Here is a 16550-nt window from a genome sequence, read left to right as displayed (position 1 = left end):
CTGCGGCGCAGGGCATGCCCACCCACCCGCCCATTACCCGGAACGGCGCACGGTCCACGAGGGGCGGGCTCGCCCGAGACAGTCGCGATGCCCGGACGGGCGGCTCGCTCCGACCCGGCCGCCCGGTGAGCGGTACCGCGCCTGCGGCGCCGCTGCGCTGGGCCGAGCGCCCCTGCTGTCTGCGGCTGGGTGGGCATGCCCACCCAGCCGCCCATTACCCGGAACCGCAAGGTCAGCCGCAGCGCCCCGGGGCGCCTGAGCCGGTGGTGGCGCCGGGGTATGCCTCGACGACCCCGCGCCGCAGGCAAGGACCCCGGCAGGCCGGGGGACAATGGACGCGGCCCGCCCGAACGCACCGCCCGCTAGGAGAACCGTGAGCCGCAGCGTCACCGTCCGCGTACCCGCGAAGGTCAACGTCCAGCTCGCGGTCGGCGGCCCGAGGCCGGACGGCTTTCATGACCTGGCCAACGTCTTCCTCGCGGTGGGCCTGTACGACGAGGTCACCGTCACGCCCGCCGACACGCTCCGCGTCACCGCGTCCGGACCGGGCACCGACCAGATCCCGCTGGACGCCACCAACCTGGCGGCCCGCGCCGCCATCGCCCTCGCGGAGCGGCACGGCCTGGCGCCGGATGTCCACATCCACATCATCAAGGACATTCCGGTCGCCGGAGGCATGGCGGGCGGCAGCGCCGACGCCGCAGCGGCGTTGCTGGCGTGCGACACACTGTGGGGAACCGGCGCGTCCCAGCCGGAACTCCTCGCACTGTGCGCGGAGTTGGGCAGCGACGTGCCATTCAGCCTGATCGGCGGCGCGGCCCTCGGCCAGGGCCGGGGGGAGCTGCTCACCCCGGTGCCGGTCGGCGGCACGTTCCACTGGGTCTTCGCCGTGGCGGACGGCGGCCTCTCCACCCCCGCCGTCTACCGCGAGTGCGACCGGCTGCGCGGCGCCGCCGTCATCGCCGCCCCCGAGCCCGCTCCCGTCCTTCTGGACGCCCTGCGCACCGGCGACACCACCGCACTCGCCGCCGCCCTCACCAATGACCTCCAGCCCGCCGCCCTCTCCCTCCGGCCCTCGCTGCGGGAAACCCTCGACGCCGGCACCCACGCCGGGGCGCTCGCCGCGCTCGTCTCCGGCTCCGGCCCCACCTGCGCCTTTCTCGCCAAGGACGCCGCATCCGCCGCCGCCCTCACCACCGCCCTCCTCACCTCCGGTACCTGCCGCACCGCCCGCGCGGCGGCCGCCCCGGCGCAGGGGGCGGTCGTCGTCCCCACGCCCGCTGAGGCCACTTCCTGAGAGCCCGCCCGGCAGGGCGCCCCACGGTGCGACGCCGCCAGAATCAGGGCATTCGTCCCACTCGCGTGCTTGCATGGACGCATGTCCGGCGAGCAGAGCACCCAGCAAGATCCCCGCAGGATCACTGCGCGGCAGATCCTGGGCAAGTGGCCGGTGTGGGTGTTCCCCTCGGTGCTGGTGACTCTGGTCTCCTTCGTTCTCTCACTCGTCTATACCGGGGGGATCGCCGACCCCCAGGGCTCGATGCGTCACCTGCCGATCGCGCTGATCAACCACGACACCGGGCCATGGGGAAAGCAATTCGTCCAGGCCGTCGCCACAGCGCCGGATCCCGGCCGGCGCGTGTCCTGGCGGATCATGAGTCCCGCCGCGGCCAAGGACGCCTTCGACTCGGGCCGGGTTTACGGCGGCATCGATGTCCCCCGGGACTTCTCCTCGTCCCTGCAGGCCATCATCGCCACCCCGGCGCGGGCAGCCGCCGCCACGGGCGTCCGCCACCCCCAGGTGACGCTGCTGACGAATCCGGGCGCGGGGAGTCTGGCCTCTTCCCTGGCCACGGGCGTCGAGCAGCAGGCCCTGCGCGTCTCCTCGCAGAAGGTCGGCGCGGACCTCAAGGCGCAGTTGCGGGCCACGGGCGCGCAACCCACCCCTGCGCAGCTGATGCTGCTCGGCAACCCGATCGCCTCGACCACCGCGCCGGGACACCGCATCGGTGCGCGCACCGGCCTGGGGCTCACGGCCTTCTACTTGACGCTGCTGTTCGTGCTGTCCGGCTTCCTGGGCGCGAACATCGTCAGCAACAGCGTGGACGCTGCTCTGGGCTACGCCCCGAGCGAGCTGGGGCCCAAGAGGCGCATGAGGTCGCCGTTGCTGATCAACCGGACCCAGACACTGGTCATCAAGATGGTGATGTCGGCGGCCCTGTCCATGGTCACCTCCAGCGCCATCGTGCTGGCCACGGCCGTGATCATCAGACTGGACCTGCCGCACCTGCTCCAGCTGTGGGTGTTCGCGGTCTGCGCCAGCGCGGTGGTGGGCATCAGCGCGCAGACCATCCTGGCTGCTTTCGGCGGCTTGGGCCAGGTGATCAGCATGTTCTTCTTCGTCGCGCTGTCCATCCCCTCGGCCGGTGCCACGGTCCCCCTGGAGGCGCTGCCCGGCTTCTACCGGGTGCTGGCCCTGTTCGAGCCCATGCGGCAGATCGGCGGGGGCACGCGCGCGATCATCTACTTCGACGCGCGGGCCGACGCGGGCCTTCAGCGTGCCTGGATCATGCTCGGGGTGGGATTGGCGGTCGCCCTGGTCCTGGGATTCGGCATCACCCGCTTCTACGACAAGCGCGGCTACCATCGCGTCCACCCCAACCACATTCAATCCCCCCGGAGCTGACGTTTGTCCGGCCGGACCGGCACGGCAGGGTTGCCCGTCTGCCGGGGTGCCGGTTCCGCCCCGTCTGCCGGGGGTGCCGGTTCCGCCCCCTCTGCGATGGTTGCCGCTCCGTCCTCAAGCGCCGGACAGGCTGGGTTGTCGTGCGTGCCGGCACGGTTGCGTTCCGTCTGCCAGGGTTGCCGCGCGTCCTCAAACGCCGGACGGGCTGGGTGGTCGTGCGTGCCGCCACGCCATATCCGTGGTCGGGGTCGGGGCCGCTGTGGGGTGATCTCCTCGGAGCTCGCGCGTGCGGGTCCGCAACAGACTCACCCGGGGTGCATGCGCTCGTCCCCTGCGGGGACACCCCGGCGCGTCCCCTCCCGGCCGCATGGGCGCGTTACGGCCGCTCGTGGCGGAGACCGTAAAACCAACGCCCCGCACCCGGTGGTTTGGACCCAAGGAACCACGCACCGTAGTCGCCCTACCGGCCGGAGGGGGCGGTGCAGGGGTGTCCCCGCAGACTTTGTCGCCGTATGCCGGTGGCGATGGCGCATGGTACAGGGGGTGCTGGCAACACTGTCGGGGGGGCACCTCCCGGCCGAAGGTTGGGGGAGAGTCACCCCGGAGGCGACACCGACCCACCCACCGAACAGACGCCCCCGCACAACGGCGCAGGGCACCAAAAGCACCCGGCGCCGCCCCGGCCGGCCCGGCGAGGGCAGGGTTTACGCAGACGTCACGGCCCCCGGAGACGTCACCGTGGGCGACCGGTGCACCATGGTGTGACGGATGCGGGCAGTGCGGGGGGAGTACGACCAGTGGTGGACGTCCACGGCACGGTAGAGGACGGCTTCGAGCCGGTCCGGGACGCGTTCCGGCGCAACTTCGACGAGCGGGTAGAGCTGGGCGCGGCGGTCGCGCTGTACCGTCACGGCCGCAAGGTCGTCGACCTGTGGGGCGGCGCCCGCGACGCCGACGCGCCGTCCGGCCCGGCCTGGGCCGAGGACACCGTGCAGATCGTGCGCTCCGCCACCAAAGGCGTCGCCGCCGCCTGCCTGCTCCTCCTGCACCAGCGCGGCCAGCTGGATCTGGACGCTCCCATCGCCCATTACTGGCCCGAGTTCAAGGCCAACGGCAAGGAACGCGCCACCCTGCGGCACGCTCTCGCCCACCGCGCAGCCGTCCCCGCCCTCGACACCCCCCTCACCCCCGCCGAGGCCGTCGACGGCGTCTCCGGTCCCCACGCGCTCGCCGTCCAGGCCCCCTTCTGGACCCCCGGTGACGGCCACGGCTACCACGCCCATACGTACAGCTGGCTGATCGCGGAGCTTGTGCTGCGCGCCACCGGCCGCACCGTCGGGCGTTACATCGCCGAGGAGATTGCCCGCCCCCTCGGCGGCCTCGACCTCTGGGTCGGCATCCCCGCCGACCAGGCCCACCGCACCGGCCGCATCGCCCCCGTGGAACCCCCGGTCGCCCCTGCCGGTGCGTCCGCCCATGGACCACGCGCCCGCCCCAAGCGTTCCGTCACCGCCGCTTACGCCGACCAAGGGTCACTCACCCGGCGCGCCTTCGCGGCGATCACCCCGCACCCCGACGAGAACTCCCCGGCCTACCGCGCCGCCCAGTTGCCCGCCGCCGCCGGAATCGCCTCGGCCCGCTCACTCGCCCGCTTCTACGCGGCGCTGGTCGGCGACGTGGAGGGCCCCGGGCGGAAGCTTTTCGCCCCTGCCACGCTCACGGCGGCCCGCACCGTCGAATCGGAGGGCCCGGACCGGGTGCTGGTCGTCACGACCCGCTTCGGCCTCGGCTACATGCTCCACAGCCCGTCCTCGCCGTTCCTGGCTCCGGGTTCCTTCGGGCACCCCGGGCGCGGCGGTTCTCTCGGCTTCGCCGATCCCGAGTCGGGCATTGGCTTCGGCTACGTCACCAACGGTATGCAGAAGAACGTCACCGCGGACCCGCGGGCCCAGGCCCTGGTCAGGGCGGTGCGGTCTTGCCTCTGACGCCTGCGGCGCGCTTTCCCCTCCCCGCCCCTTCCGAAACTGGGGCTTTGCCCCAGGCCCCAGACCCCAGGTTTTCAAACGCCGGACGGGCTGGGTGGTTGCCGGGGCTTCGCCTTGGGTTTACCCGGGCCTAGGGCCCCGCAGCAGCCCTGAAGCCCGCCGCAGGCGACCCCCTACGCCGTGGCCGCCGCCGCCGCACGCCCCGCCGTGCGGCCGGAGAAGATGCAGCCGCCGAGGAACGTGCCCTCCAGCGACCGGTATCCATGCACCCCGCCGCCGCCGAACCCGGCCGCCTCCCCCGCCGCGTATACCCCGGCCAGCGGCTCTCCGCCGGCCCGCAGCACCCGCGCGTCCAGATCGGTCTCCAGTCCCCCGAGCGATTTGCGGGTCAGGATGTTCAGCCGTACGGCGATGAGCGGGCCCGCCTTCGGGTCCAGGACGCGGTGCGGGGCGGCGGTGCGGATGAGCTTGTCGCCGATGAAGTTGCGGGCCCCGCGAATGGCGGTGACCTGCAGATCCTTCGTGAAGGTATTCGCGATCTCGCGGTCGCGGGCCTCGATCTCGCGGCGCAGGGCGGTCTCGTCGATGAGGGCGTCCTTGGTGATGGCGTTCATGCCGCGCACAAGCGCGGAGAGGTCCCGTTCGACCACGAAGTCAGCGCCGTGCTCCTTGAAGGCCTCCACCGGGCCGGGCGCGCCCGGCAGCGCGCGCTTGAGGACCTCGCGGACGCTCTTGCCGGTGAGGTCCGGGTTCTGCTCGGAGCCGGAGAGCGCGAACTCCTTCTCGATGATCTTCTGGGTGAGGACGAACCAGGTGTACTCGTACCCGGTCGTCAGGATGTGCTCAAGCGTGCCGAGGGTGTCGAACCCGGGGAAGAGCGGCACCGGCAGCCGCTTTCCGGTGGCGTCCAGCCAGAGCGAGGACGGGCCGGGCAGGATCCGGATGCCGTGCCTGGCCCAGATCGGGTTCCAGTTCTCGATGCCCTCGGTGTAGTGCCACATCCGGTCGCCGTTGATCAGGTTGGCGCCCGCCCGCTCGGCGACCCCGAGCATCAGGCCGTCCACATGCGCCGGAACGCCGGAGAGCAGCTTCTCCGGGGCCTTGCCCAGGCGCTGCGGCCACTGCTTCCGTACGAGGTCGTGGTTGCCGCCGATGCCGCCGGAGGTGATGACTACCGCTTGGGCGGTGAGCTGGAACTCCGAGGCGATCTCCCGCGAACTCGCCTGCCCCCGCTGGGCGTCGCTGGGCACCAGTACCTCGCCCGCCACGCCCTCGACCGTGTCGCCGGTCGCCACCAGGCCGGTCACCCGGTGCCGGAAGCGCAGCTCCACCCGCCCGCGCGCCACGGCCTCGCGGACCCGGCGGACGAACGGGGCTATGACGCCGGGGCCGGTACCCCAGGTGATGTGGAAGCGCGGCACGGAGTTGCCGGGGCCGGTGGCGAGGAAGCCGCCGCGCTCCGCCCAGCCGACAACGGGGAAGAAGCGGATGCCCTGGGCGTGCAGCCAGCCGCGCTTCTCGCCCGTGGCGAAGTCGACGTACGCCTCGGCCCAGCGGCGCGGCCACTTGTCCTCCTCGCGGTCGAAGCCCGCGGTGCCCATCCAGTCCTGGAGGGCGAGGTCATGGCTGTCCTTGATACGCATCCGCCGCTGCTCGGGCGAGTTGACGAGGAACAGACCGCCGAACGACCAGAACGCCTGCCCGCCGAGCGATGCCTCCGGCTCCTGGTCCAGCAGGATCACCTTGCGGCCCGCGTCGGCCAGCTCGGCCGTGGCGACCAGCCCGGCGAGTCCTGCTCCGACGACGATGACGTCTGCGTCCAGCGCCATAGAGGTGCCCTTCTCTTCAGCGGCGAGTGAGGGGCACGCTACGGTACTGACCGGTAGGTAGGCGAGAGTACCGGGAGAACGATGCGACGGTTCGACGGATACGGAGTGCTCATCACCGGCGCCGCGCAGGGCATCGGCGCCGCCACCGCCCGCCGCTTCGCGGCCGAGGGCGCCGCGGTCCTCGTCACCGACCTCGACGGGGACCACGCGGAGCGGACCGCCGCCGAAATTCGCGGCACCGGCGGCAACGCCGAGGGGCTGGCCTGCGACATCGGCGACCGGGCGGCGGTCGAGGCCGCCGTCGCCCACGCCGCCGACCGCTTCGGCTCCCTCGACGTCCTGGTCAACAACGCCTATTCATGCCACGCCGACGCCCCGCTCTTCGAGGACCAGCCCGACGACCTCTGGCACCAGGACATCGACATCACCCTCACCGGCGCCATGCGATGCGCCCGCGCCGCGCTGCCCCATCTGGCCGTCGCTCCCGACCGCCGGGGCGCCATCGTCAACATCGGCTCCGTCAACGGCGAGCACGACTTCGGCTGCCACGCCTACAGCGCCGCGAAGGCCGGCCTCGCGTCTCTCACCCGCACGCTCGCCGTCCATGCCGCCCCCCGTGGCGTCCGCGTCAACCTGATCGCCCCGGGCACGGTCCGTACCGCCGCCTGGGCCGGTCGCGAGGACGACCTCGGCCATATCGCCCCCCTCTACCCCCTCGGCCGCGTCGGCGAGCCCGAGGACATCGCCGCCGCTGTGCTCTTCCTCGCCTCCGCCGACGCCTCGTGGATCACCGGCGTCACGCTCCCTGTCGACGGCGGCATCCTCATCAGCCACTTGGGCTTCCGGCGCTAAAAGTTGCCCGTGCCCGCCACGCCCCGAAGCATGGGAGGAGTGAGCGACGCACGCGAGGCATACCTCCGGTATCCGCACCTCCACGGCGATCTGGTGTCCTTCGTCGCCGAGGACGACGTGTGGGTGGCGCCGCTCGGGCCGGGCCGGGCGTGGCGGCTGACCGCCGACCGGACCAAGGTGGGGCAGCCGCGGTTTTCGCCGGACGGGACGGCGATCGCGTTCACGGGGTGGCGCAGCCTCGATCCGGAGATCTACCTGGCCCCGGTGGAAGGCGGCCCGGCGCGGCGGCTGACGTACTGGGGCAGCCCGGACGCGCGGGTCCGCTCGTGGAGTCCGGACGGGCAGATCCTGGCGGTGTCCTCGCACGGGCAGCCGTTCTCGCACTACGCGCACGCGTACAGCGTCCCGGCGGAGGGCGGCCCGGGCCGGCGGTTGCCGTGGGGGCCGGCCTCCGACATCGCTGTGCGGGACAGTGCCGAGGGGGTGCGCCGTACGTTGCTGCTCACCGGGACGCCGCCGCACGAGCCGCACGCGTGGAAGCGGTACCGGGGCGGGGCGACGGGGCGGCTGTGGCTGCACGGCGATGCCGGCGGCTGGGAGAGACTGCTGCCGGAGCTGAACGGGCATCTGGAGTCGCCGATGTTCGTGGACGAGCGGATCGCGTTCCTGTCCGACCACGAGGGCATCGGGAATCTGTACTCCTGTCTGCCGGACGGCAAGGATCTGCGGCGCCATACCGACCATGCCGATTTCTACGCCCGCAACGCCGCGACGGACGGCGCCCGGGTCGTCTACCAGTGCGCCGGCGAAGTGTGGCTGCACGACCGGCTCGCCGACTTCGCCGCCGGGCCGCGCCGCCTCGACGTCCGCCTGGCCGGCCCGCGTACCGGCCGCCGCCCGTACCAGGTGCCTGCGGCGTCCCATCTCGACTCGCTGGCCTGCGACCTCACGGGGCGGGCCAGCGCGGTCTGCGTACGCGGCAGCCTGTACTGGCTGACGCACCGGGACGGCCCGGCCCGTACGATCGCCGACGAGCCGGGGGCACGGGTGCGGCTGCCGACGATGCTGGGCACGACGGGCCGTATCGCCTTCGTCACGGACGCCGAGGGCGAGGACGCGATCGAGATCGCCGATCTCCCGGGCCGTCCCCTGGGACAGGCCCAGCCCCAGGCACTGGACGCCGACGCCGTTGCGGACGCCGCACCGCAGCCGCGTCCGCCGTGCGGCAGCGGCGGGCGGCGGCTGGCCTGCGGCGAGCTGGGCCGGGTGCATGAGCTGGTCTCGTCGCCGGACGGCGCGACGCTGGCGGTGGCCGCGAACGACGGGCGGCTGTTGCTGGTGAACACCGAGCCGGACGCGGCGGGCACGGTCACCGAGCTGATCATTTCGATCAACGGGCCGGTGCGGGACCTGTCGTTCTCTCCGGACTCGGCGTGGATCGCGTGGTCGCATCCATGGATCGGGCGGTCGTTGCGGCAGATCAAGATCGCGAAGCTGGCGGACGGAACGATCATCGACATAACCAACGGCCGGTTCGAGGACGAGCAGCCGGTCTTCACCGACGACGGCCGCTATCTCGCCTTCCTCTCCTGGCGCGGCTTCGACCCGGTGTACGACGTCCACACCGGCGACCTCTCCTTCCCGCTGGGCTGCCGTCCCTATCTCGTACCGCTCAACTCCGCGACCCCCTCGCCCTTCGCGCTGCCCGTCGAGGGCCGCCCGGCGGCCGGCGGATTCGACGCGGACGGCCTGGGGGAAGGGCCGGTGGTCGTCGAGGCCGAGGGGCTGGCGAGCCGGGTCACCGCGTTCCCCGTACCGGCGTCGAAGTACTCCTCGCTGGAGCCGGTGCGCGGCGGGCTGGTGTGGCTGCGGTGGCCGATCGCGGGGGCGCTGGGCGAGACGTTCGCCAATCCGACCGACCCGTCCTCCCGCCCGTCGCTCGAATACTTCAACCTCGCCAAGGCCAAGGAGACCGAGCTGATCCACCACATGGACTGGTACGCGGTCAGCGGCAACGGCGCCCGTCTGGTCGTCTTCGACGACGGCGATCTGACGGTGGTCCCCGCCACCGAGCCCGGCGACGCCGATTCGACGGTCTACGTCGACATGCGACGCGTCCTCCACGAGGCGGACCCGGCCGCCGAGTGGCGGCAGTCCTACGCCGAGGCCGGCCGCATCATCCGTGACTACTTCTGGGCGCCGGACCTGTGCGGCATCGACTGGGACGCCGTCCTCGACCAGTACCGGCCGCTGGTCGAACGGGTCGCGTCCCCGGACGAGTTCGCGGACCTGCTGCGTGAAGTGCTCGGCGAACTCGGCACCTCGCACGCGTATGTCGCCCCGGCCCGCCGCAATGAGGGCCCACCGCACTACCAGCGGCCGATCGGGCTGCTCGGCACCAACTTCGTCCGCACCCAAGAGGGCACCTGGATCGTGCGGCGGGTCCTGCCCGGCGAGTCCTCCGACTCCAAGGCCCGCTCGCCGCTGGCCGGCACCGGCATCCGCGAGGGCGCGGTCCTCACCCATGTCGACGGCCGCCGGGTGGACCCCGTGACAGGCCCGTACCCGCTGCTCGCCGGTGCCGGCGGCACGACCGTCGAGCTGACCTTCCTCCCTCCGGGGGGCCAGGGCCCGCCGCGCCGGGTGGCGGTGGTGCCGCTGATCGACGAGCGGCCGCTGCGCTACCAGGACTGGGTCGCCAAGCGGCGCTCCGTCGTAAGGGAGTTGAGCCGCCACCGGTGCGGCTATCTGCACATCCCGGACATGGGCGGCTCCGGCTGGGCCCAGTTCAACCGCGACCTGCGGATGGAGGTCACATACGAGGCGCTCATCGTGGATGTACGGGGCAACGCGGGCGGCAACATCAGCGAACTCGTCATCGAGAAGCTCAGCCGCACGATTCTGGGGTGGGACCATACCCGCAACGCCCAGCCCGTCTCCTACGCCAGCGACGCACCGCGCGGGCCGCTCGTCGCCCTCGCGGACGAAGCGACCTCCTCGGACGGGGACATGATCGCCGCGGCCTTCAAACTCCTCGGCCTCGGGCCGGTGGTGGGATCGCGCACCTGGGGCGGCGTTGTCGGCATGACCGGCCGTCACCGGCTCGGCGACGGCTCCGTCATTACGGTGCCGATGAACGCGGCCTGGTTCAATGAGTACGGCTGGGGCGTCGAGAACCACGGCGTCGACCCCGACATCCCATCTCTTCGCACGCCGTTGGACTGGGCGGAAGGCCGCAACACGCAGCTTGCGGTGGCGGTCCGTACGGCACTGAATCTGCTGGAGCAGCACCCCGCGTCGACCCCGCCCGACCTTTCCGACCGGCCGGACCGGCGGCGTCCCGGGCTGCCGCCGCGGCAGTGGTGACGGGCGTGGGTAAGGGGCGTGCTCCCGGGAGCACGCCCCTTACGGTTTACGGTTACGCGTCCTGACTAGCGATTACGCTTTCGTCGCTCGTCCGCGCTGATGTGCCTGCTGTCGCCCTCGACCGGGACCGACACCCCGTCCATGGCACCCGTGTGGTCCATGACGCTCGTGGCGCCCACGGCGCCGCTCGGCTGCTTGTCCGCTGCCTTGCCGCGAACCTGCTGCTTGGGCTTCTTGGACTGGTCTCGCTTGCCCATGGTCACTCCTTCATGGCGATTCGGATGGGCTTGATGCTTTGGTGCTTGTGAGCGATGAGCTCATCGCTCAGGGGCGGGAGGCTCAGGTGTCCCAGCTCTCGCGCTCCGTGTGGGAAGCGTCGTTGAGCTCGTCCGGGACGCTGTCCCGGAGGTCCTCGCGCTGCTTCTCACCGGGCTTGCCGGCCTTGCGGGCCCGCTGCGACTGCTGCGACTGCTGCTCGCGCATCGCTTCCCCGGTCTGCCGGCCGGGCTGCTGGCCGGGCTGCTGGCCCGCCTGCCGGCCGGGCTGCTGCCCGGGCTGCTGGGCCGCCTGCTGGCCGCGCTCCTTGGCCGTTTTACGGGCCTGGTCACGCTCCGGATTGGCCTTACCGCCCATGTCGTCGGACTTGCCCATGATCACTCCTTCGTGATGTTTCGGATGGGCCTCGACCAGACTGACACGAGTACCGAAAGGTCGCATTTCGGGCACAAAGCGCAGGTCAGGGCGTGCCCGGTGTCCCTCCCGCTTCGTCTGCGGTGGTCGCCGATCCGTCCTCAAACGCCGGAGGGGCTCGATTTTGGTGCCCTGCGCCGTTTGCGGGAGCGTCTGCCGGTTCTTGGGTCGGGGTCGCCTCCGGGGTGACTCGCCCCCAGCTACCGCTGGGAGATGCCCCCACGACTGTGTGCCAGGACCCGGGACGTCATGCGCCATCGCCACCGGCACTTGGGCGCCGGAGGCGCCCGGTGCCGTATTGGCCAGCCGGCCTGGCTAAAGGCCGCGTGCCGCAGCGCCGCCTGGGCCGATCAGGCCGGGGCGGGGGCCGGGGGTGGCGGCGAGTTGGGCCTCGAGGCGTCGGATCTCGCGTTGGCCGAGCGCGCCGCCGAGGAGGGACGGCAAGTAGCCGCGCAGGGGCTGCATTCCGCGCACCCACCATTGGGCGTAGACGTGGGCCGATCGTCGCCCGATGCCGGCGACGATCCGGTCCACCGCGGGTTCCAGGGGGTACGTGCGGTTGGCGGGCCAGGGCAGCCGCGACCGGGCCGCCCGCATGACGGGGTCCTCGTCGGCGCCGCGCACCATGTCCGTGTCGGTCCAACTGAGGTAGCCGACGCCGACCTTGACGCCCTTGTGGCCGACTTCCGCCCGCAGGCAGTGGGCGAAGGCCTCGACGCCCGCCTTGCTTGCGCAGTAGGCGGTCATCATCGGCGCGGGGGCGATCGCGGCGAGGGAGGCGATCTGCAGGAGGTAGCCGCGCGATGCGAGGAGGGCGGGCAGGAAGGCGCGGGCGGTGCCGGCGCTGCCGAGCAGGTTGACCTGGATGACACGCTCGAAGTCGGCGGGGTCGGAGTCGAGGAAGGGGCCGCCGGTCCCGACGCCCGCGTTGGTGACGACGACGTCCACGCGGCCGAACCGGGCGACCACTTCGGCGGCGACGCGCGCCATCGCGTCCCGGTCGGTGACGTCCGCCGTCCAGTGGCCGGCGTCGGGGCCGATGGACTCGGCGACGGCCTTCAACTCGTCCGGCTCCAGGCCGATCAGCGCCAGCCGGGCGCCGCGGGCGGCGAGTTTGCGGGCGAGCTGTGCTCCGATGCCACGGGCGGCGCCGGTGACTACAACGACCTTGCCGTTCATGCGGTGCCTCCGGCTGGTACTCGCAGGTGGTCCTGGGCGAGGCGCCGGATGAGGCCGGCGACGGCGTCCGGGTCCTCCAGAGGGGTCATGTGGCCGAGGCCGGGGAGTTCGGTGAGCCCGACGCAGTGGGGCAGCCGGGCGACGATGTCTTGGGCGTGCACCGGCGGGGTCAGCTTGTCGGCGGTGCCGACGAGGACGGCGGTGGGTGCGCGCAGCGCCGTCACGCCCGGGTCGAGGTCGAGCCCGGCGAGCACGCGTCCCCAGGCGGCGCGGGGCCGCCGTCCGCAGGCGTGGACGATGCGGGCGGTGGCGGCGGCCTGCTCAGGGGTGGCGCCGGGCGCCATCACGGCGTATTTGAGGGCGGCCCGGCTCAGCGGGGTGACCGGTCCGAGCGGGAGGGACGAGAGAAGCATCAGCCGCGCGAACGCGTCCCGCACGCGCCGCGAGCGCACCCGGGCCGGCAGCACCATGGCACCCGCGACCAGCCGTGCGCTGCCGGTGCTCGCGAGCAACACCGCGGCCGTACGGGCCTGGATCTCGGGCCGGTCGCTCGCCGCCAGCACCGTCATGCCGCCCAGGGAGTGGCCGGCGAGCACCGCCCGCTCCCCTTCGGCGAGCACCGCGTCCAGGACGGCGGCCAGGTCGTCGGCGAGTGCGGCTGTGCTGTAGCCGCCCCGGGCGGGGACGGCGCTGCGGCCGTGGCCGCGCTGGTCGTAGGCGATGACCCGGAGCCCGTCCCCGAGCTCACGGACGACCGGCGCCCAGAGGTGCGTGGAGCACGTCCAGCCGTGGATGAGGACGACGACCGGCGCCGCCGTCCCGGCCCCGGCGCCGTACTCCTCGACGTGGATGGCGGTGCCGTCCGCCGAGCGGACGGTGAGCTCGCGGCCCGGGGGTACGAGTGCGTACCGGCTCATATGGCGGCCTCCACGGGGGCGAGGGCGGGGGCCGCGGCGGTGAGCAACACGTCGTACTCCTCGATTCTGAGCCGGCGCGTCGCACGCCGGTACTCGGCGGTCGTGCCGGGCCAGGCGGTGGTGTTGCGGCCCTCGGAGTCCAGGTACCAGCTGGTGCAGCCGCCGGTGTTCCATACCGTACGGGCCATGCGGCGCTGCATCTCGGCATTCCAGGCGCGTACGGCGGCGGGTTTGGCGTCGAGCGCGGCGGCGCCGGTCTGTTTGAGGGTGCGCAGGTAGTCGGCGGCGTAGTTGACCGCGGCTTCGGCGATCAGGATCATCGAGCTGTTCCCGAGGCCGCTGTTGGGCCCGATGATGAAGATCAGGTTCGGAAAGCCGTCGACCGTGCAGCCGCGCAGGGCGGCCATGCCGTCCTTCCAGTGCTCGGCGAGGGTGCGCCCGTCGGCGCCGATGACTCGGTCGCCGATGGGCATGTCGGTGACATGGAAGCCGGTGCCGAAGATGATCGCGTCGACCTCGCGCTCGGTGCCGTCGGCCATGACGACGGTCGACCCGCGCACCTCCTTCAGCGCGGAGGCGACGACCTCGGTGTTGGGCCGGGCGAGCGCCGGATAGTAGGCGTTCGACAGCAGGATGCGCTTGCAGCCGATCGTGTAGTCGGGGGTGAGCTTGGTGCGGAGCGCCGGGTCTCTGACGGCCCGCCGCATATGGGCCCTGGCCAGCTGTTCGACGGTCTTCATCAGCTTCGGGTGTTTCACAAACGCCCCGACCTGGAATTCCCTGATCAGCCACAGCAGCCCGCGCCGCGCCCTCGCCGTCGCCGGGATCCTGCCGTGCAGCCACTGCTCGCCCCTGGCGATCCCCCGGTCCACGCGTGGCAGCACCCACGGCGGGGTGCGCTGAACCACCGTCAGCCTCGCCACCTCCGGCTGGATCGCCGGCACGATCTGGATGGCGGACGCGCCGGTGCCGATCATGGCGACGCGCTTGCCCTTGAGCTCGTAGTCGTGGTCCCAGCGCGAGGAGTGGAAGACCCGCCCGGGGAACTGCGCGAGCCCCGGTACGTCGGGCAGCTTCGGGTCGGAGAGCGGGCCGGTGGCGGAGATGACGACGTCGGCCGTCAGCTCCCCCCGGCTGGTACGGAGGTGCCAGTGGTTGCTGTCCCCGTCCCAGCGTGCCTGCTCCACCTCGGTGTTGAAGCGGATGTGCGGGCGCAGTCCGTAGGTGTCGGTCACCCACTCCAGGTAGGCGCGGATGTGCGGCTGCCCGGAGAAGGCCCGGGGCCATTCCGGGTTCGGCGCGAAGGAGAAGGAGTACAGGTGCGAGGGCACGTCGCAGGCACAGCCGGGGTAGCTGTTGTCGCGCCATGTCCCGCCGACCGCGTCGGCCCGCTCCAGTACGGCGAAGTCGGTGATCCCCTCGCGGCGCAGCCGCACAGCCGCGCCGAGCCCGCCGAACCCGGTTCCGATCACCGCCACCCTGACGTGCTCGGCCATACCGCCCGCCTCTCGCCGCCATCAGACTCCGCCAGCAATCACTGGCGTGGTTCGCAGCGTAGAGCACGCGGGTTACCGCGGGTAGAGGTTGTGCGCGGGAGATCCTGGTCATACGCGGCTGGTTACGCTTGACCCCGTGGACGAAGGCAACGAACAGGTGAGCGAATACCGGATGGCCGAGCTAGCGGCTGCCGCCGGCATCCCCGTCCGTACCGTCCGCTTCTACCGTGAGCGCAGACTTCTCCCGCCTCCGCGCCGGGACGGCCGTATCGCCTGGTACAACGACCACCACCTCGCCCGCCTCCGCGCCATCGCGGGGCTGCTCAGCCGTGGCCACACCCTGGGCGGAATCGCCGAGCTGACCGCGGCGTGGGAGAGCGGCCGGGGCGTCGGCGAGCTGCTCGGTCTCGACAGCGCCATAGCCACCCCCTGGTCCGAGGAGACCCCCGTCCGGCTCGCCCCCGAGGAGCTGGCCGACCACTACGGCGACCACGCCACCGCCGAGAATCTCGCCACCGCGCTGGAGATCGGCTACCTCGCCGTCGACGGCGACGACGTCGTGCACATCAGCCGCCGCCTGCTGGAGGCCTCGGCCGCCCTCGTACAGGAAGGCATCCCCCTCGCCTCGGTGCTGGCCGCCAGCCGCACCATGCGCAGCGGGCTCGACTCCCTCGCCGAGGTCTTTGTCGAGCTGGCCCACACCCACATACTCGCCGAGGCCGAGGCCGATCTGAAGGCGGGCGACACCACCGCCATCATGGATGTCGTGGCCCGGCTACGGCCGCTGGTCAAGACCGTCGTCGAGGCGGAGCTGGCCCTGGCCATGGACCGCCGCATGCGCGAGGAGATCGACAAGGCGGTGCGCGGCGGGGCCGCGGACAGGTCTTAGAGCCTGTCGGGTGACCTTCGATCGGAGAGCGGACGCGGTCTGGTGCGTGCGATTCCAAGGCGCCGGGGATGTCCTCGATGGGGGTGCCCCCTGCTCGAGCGGAGCCGAGAGCTTGGCGGGGGCACCTCCCGGACGGAGTCTGGGGGAGAGTCGTCGACCGACACCGACGGCAACACTTCCAGGCGCCCCCGCCGACGGAGTCGGCTGATGTCACAGCTCGGCACGCGACGCCGCCCCACCCTATTCGCGCGGCCTCTTAGGCGCCCGGCACCCCTGACGGGGCGTCGCCGGCGCGCACAGCGGTGTCGGGCGCCTTCATGAGATCCTGTGAGCAGGGGGCTCTTCCCGCGGAGAGTGAGTCCTATGTCCGCAAGCATGCATCTGGTCCGGCTCCAGGACACCCAGGGTCACATCGTCTACGAGACCCACGCCATCGAGGTCTTCCAGGATGCCGACGGCGTCCACCCCCAGGTCACCAGCCACCGCTACGAGGTCCGCATCCGCAGCCGCCAGCACGCCGAGGCGATCGCCGCCGAACACGGCTACGACCTGCTCCGGCACGGCGACGCCTGGGACAGCCTCCCCGACGAGCCCGTGAACGGCGCCGAATAGGTACGGCAAATAATTACCCATCGGTAATCCCACGCACTGTTGCCGTCCA

Annotated in this window: 13 protein-coding genes; 7 read left to right on the top strand and 6 right to left on the bottom strand. The window is 72.1% G+C overall.

The annotated features are described in order from the left end of the window. Positions 1-373: 373 nt before the first annotated feature. The 3 genes from FCI23_RS35960 (at position 374) to FCI23_RS35950 (ending at position 4671) form a co-directional block, all read left to right on the top strand. On the top strand, positions 374-1297 hold the full coding sequence (locus FCI23_RS35960; RefSeq protein ID WP_246144388.1) for a 4-(cytidine 5'-diphospho)-2-C-methyl-D-erythritol kinase: 924 nt from the start codon (positions 374-376) through the stop codon (positions 1295-1297). Positions 1298-1378: 81 nt separating this feature from the next. Further along, positions 1379-2686, top strand: coding sequence for a YhgE/Pip domain-containing protein (locus FCI23_RS35955; protein ID WP_136728376.1), 1308 nt, complete (start codon positions 1379-1381; stop codon positions 2684-2686). Between the two features lie 800 nt (positions 2687-3486). Further along, positions 3487-4671 (top strand): serine hydrolase domain-containing protein, encoded by a 1185-nt coding sequence (locus tag FCI23_RS35950; RefSeq protein WP_246144391.1) that lies wholly within the window; start codon positions 3487-3489, stop codon positions 4669-4671. A gap of 173 nt (positions 4672-4844) precedes the next feature. Here FCI23_RS35950 and FCI23_RS35945 read toward each other — a convergent pair whose 3' ends face one another. Then, positions 4845-6500, bottom strand: coding sequence for an FAD-binding dehydrogenase (locus FCI23_RS35945; RefSeq protein ID WP_136728374.1), 1656 nt, complete (start codon positions 6498-6500; stop codon positions 4845-4847). Between the two features lie 81 nt (positions 6501-6581). Here FCI23_RS35945 and FCI23_RS35940 point away from each other — a divergent pair, with 81 nt between their 5' ends. Together FCI23_RS35940 and FCI23_RS35935 are read left to right on the top strand one after the other, a co-directional pair. Then, positions 6582-7352: an SDR family NAD(P)-dependent oxidoreductase gene (locus FCI23_RS35940; RefSeq protein WP_136728373.1), complete on the top strand. Its 771-nt coding sequence runs from the start codon at positions 6582-6584 to the stop codon at positions 7350-7352. A gap of 30 nt (positions 7353-7382) precedes the next feature. Further along, positions 7383-10718, top strand: a complete 3336-nt coding sequence (locus FCI23_RS35935; protein ID WP_407646073.1) for a S41 family peptidase — start codon at positions 7383-7385, stop codon at positions 10716-10718. Positions 10719-10783: 65 nt separating this feature from the next. Here the strand turns inward: FCI23_RS35935 and FCI23_RS35930 are convergent, their stop codons facing one another. The 5 genes from FCI23_RS35930 to FCI23_RS35910 all read right to left on the bottom strand — a co-directional run bounded on the left by FCI23_RS35930 (position 10784) and on the right by FCI23_RS35910 (position 15000). After that, positions 10784-10975, bottom strand: a complete 192-nt coding sequence (locus FCI23_RS35930; protein WP_136728371.1) for a hypothetical protein — start codon at positions 10973-10975, stop codon at positions 10784-10786. An 82-nt stretch (positions 10976-11057) separates the two neighbouring features. Next, positions 11058-11369, bottom strand: coding sequence for a hypothetical protein (locus FCI23_RS57000; protein WP_169317085.1), 312 nt, complete (start codon positions 11367-11369; stop codon positions 11058-11060). A 354-nt stretch (positions 11370-11723) separates the two neighbouring features. Continuing rightward, a complete protein-coding gene (locus FCI23_RS35920) occupies positions 11724-12587 on the bottom strand; it encodes an SDR family oxidoreductase (protein WP_136728369.1) in 864 nt (287 codons plus the stop codon). After that, the gene (locus FCI23_RS35915; RefSeq protein ID WP_136728368.1) at positions 12584-13504 is read right to left on the bottom strand and encodes an alpha/beta fold hydrolase; all 921 of its coding nucleotides are present in this window, start codon (positions 13502-13504) and stop codon (positions 12584-12586) included. Before FCI23_RS35915 ends, FCI23_RS35920 begins: the two co-directional genes overlap by 4 nt. After that, on the bottom strand, positions 13501-15000 hold the full coding sequence (locus tag FCI23_RS35910; protein WP_136728367.1) for a flavin-containing monooxygenase: 1500 nt from the start codon (positions 14998-15000) through the stop codon (positions 13501-13503). Before FCI23_RS35910 ends, FCI23_RS35915 begins: the two co-directional genes overlap by 4 nt. A 172-nt stretch (positions 15001-15172) precedes the next feature. Here FCI23_RS35910 and FCI23_RS35905 point away from each other — a divergent pair, with 172 nt between their 5' ends. Next, the gene (locus FCI23_RS35905) at positions 15173-15889 is read left to right on the top strand and encodes a MerR family transcriptional regulator (RefSeq protein WP_136728394.1); all 717 of its coding nucleotides are present in this window, start codon (positions 15173-15175) and stop codon (positions 15887-15889) included. A 363-nt stretch (positions 15890-16252) separates the two neighbouring features. Further along, complete coding sequence (locus FCI23_RS35900; protein ID WP_136728366.1) at positions 16253-16501, top strand: hypothetical protein; 249 nt, start codon at positions 16253-16255, stop codon at positions 16499-16501. Positions 16502-16550 lie beyond the last annotated feature (49 nt).

Origin of the sequence: Actinacidiphila oryziradicis (genome assembly GCF_005047355.1) — a bacterium.
Classification (GTDB): domain Bacteria; phylum Actinomycetota; class Actinomycetes; order Streptomycetales; family Streptomycetaceae; genus Actinacidiphila; species Actinacidiphila oryziradicis.
This window is presented reverse-complemented; position numbering and strand designations above follow the sequence as displayed.